This window comes from Pseudomonas sp. JV245A, assembly GCF_032424515.1.
GTDB classification, from domain to species: Bacteria; Pseudomonadota; Gammaproteobacteria; order Pseudomonadales; family Pseudomonadaceae; genus Aquipseudomonas; species Aquipseudomonas protegens.
Genome location: NZ_VYKE01000335.1, coordinates 1 through 2,098, shown reverse-complemented (window position 1 = coordinate 2,098; position 2,098 = coordinate 1). Strand labels below are relative to the sequence as shown.

Annotated in this window: 1 protein-coding gene and 1 pseudogene; both read right to left on the bottom strand. The window is 68.1% G+C overall.

What is annotated here, in order from left to right; translation table 11 throughout:
• A pseudogene (locus F6S12_RS31325) lies at positions 1-490 on the bottom strand (acetyl-CoA C-acyltransferase); the annotation flags it as partial.
• On the bottom strand, positions 487-2,098 hold a 1,612-nt coding region (locus F6S12_RS31320), incomplete at its 5' end, for a feruloyl-CoA synthase (RefSeq protein ID WP_315869815.1). The pseudogene F6S12_RS31325 and the gene F6S12_RS31320, both read right to left, overlap by 4 nt.

Genomic DNA, 2,098 nt, shown 5'->3' with positions numbered 1-2,098 from the left:
GCCCCGGCGCCGGGTCGTACAGTGCCTCCCATAAAAAGTCCTTGAACTGCACCGCCGCCCCCAGGCGGAAGCCGCCGCGATGGGTGTAGGCGGCAATCGGGTTGCGCGACATCGATTCACTGGCCACGCACAACGCCAGTTGCACCTCGCCCCGCACCTGCTCGGCTGCCTGGCGCAGCAGCTCGAAACCGGTGGCGCAGATGCGCTGCACCCCCAAGGCCGGCACCGCTTGCCCGACACCGCTGTACAGGCCGATGTGCCGAGGCAGCAGGTAGGCGTCGAAACTGGCCTGGGCCATGGAACCGGCCAGCACGCTGTCCACCGCCCGGGCATCGATGCCGGCGCGCAGCAGTACCTCGCGCCCGACCTTGATCCCCAGATCGATCGGCGAGATCTCGGCCAGGTCCCCGCCAAGGTCGACCCAGGGCGTGCGCAACGCCTCAAGGATCGCCACATCGGCAAACCCGCTGTACTGCCCGGCGCCGTTCATGGCTTGGGCTCGGCGCGCAGGATCGACGGCTCGCGGCCGCGATACAGGTCCTCGACCTGTTCGGCGCGCCACTGCAACACCGCGCGCTGGTTGATCGAGCCCTTGTCGGTGATTTCCCCGCGGTCGATGGACGCCGGCTCTACCTGCAGGGCGATCCACTCCAGGCGGCTGGCATTGCCGCTGGCCTCGCGGTTCAGGCGCTGCAACCAGTCGCCGAACCACTGGCGCACCGGCGCGCTGGCCAGCACCTGGGCGTCGCTGGCCTCGGCGGCCAGCCCCGCCAGCCGCCGGCATTCATACAGCCGTGGGAACACCAGGGCGCCCAGGCACTCGCGGTCCGGTGCGGCCACCACCAGGTCCTGGACATAGGGCGAGCCTTCGAGCACCGCGCGATTGCGCAGCGGGCCAACGCTGACAAACACCCCGGACGACAACTTGAAATCCTCGGCGATGCGCCCGTCGAACATCAGCCCCAGCTGCGGGTCGTGGGGGTCGGCGAGCTTGAGCGCATCCCCCGAGCAGTAGAAGCCCAGGGCATCGAACACCTCGGCGGTCTGCTGCGCCGCGCGCCAGTAGCCGGGCATGATGTGCGGCCCGCGAAAACGCCCTTCGAGCTTGCCGTCCACCGGCACCAGGCGCACCTCGCAACCCGGCGCCGGCAGGCCGATGTAACCGGCCATCGACAGCGGCCCGGTGGTGAAGGTGCAAGACGGCGCGGCCTCGGTCATGCCGAGCCCGGCCATCATGCGGATACGTTCGCCGCAATGCTGCTCGGCGACCCGGTCCAGGCGGTCCCAAACACTTTGCGAAAGCCCGGCGGCGGCGAAGAAGAACAGGCTCATGCGCTTGAAAAAACACTCGCGCAGCTCGGCATCCTGCTCCAGGGCATTGACCAGCTCCTCCCAGCCCTTGGGCACGGTCAGGTAGGCGGTGGGCGAAATCTCCTTGAGGTTACGCAAGGTTTCGGCAAAGCCCTGGGCCGTGGGCTTGCCATCGTCCAGATAAAAACTGCCGCCGTTGTAGAGCACGATGCCGACGTTATGGCTGCCACCGAAGGTGTGGTTCCAGGGCAGCCAGTCCACCAGCACCGGCGGCTCTTCACCGAACACCGGGAAGGTCTGCAACAGCATCTGCTGGTTGGCGCAGAGCATGCGCTGGGTGGTGATCACCGCCTTGGGCAGCTTGGTCGAGCCCGAGGTGAAGAGAAACTTGGCGATGCTGTCCGGGCCGGTGGCGGCAAAGGCCGCATCGGCCTCGGCAGCACCGGGCTCGGCCAGCAGGCTGGCGAAGCTCGCCTGGCGCCGCCCCGGCACCTGGCCGCGCACGCAGATCAGCGGCGTCTCGGGCGGCAGCACCGCGTCGATGGCCCGCTGGTAAGCGCCAGCATCGCTGACAAACACCAGCCCCGGCTGCAACAGGTCGCAGACATGGCGCAGCTTGGCAAAGTCCTGGGACAGCAGCGAATAGGCCGGCGACACCGGACAATAGGGAATCCCGGCGTACATCGCGCCCAGGGCCAGTTGCAGGTGTTCGATGTCATTGCCCGAGAGCAGCGCCAGCGGCTTGTCGGCCGACAAACCGTAGCCGAGCAGGCCCTGGGCGATGGCG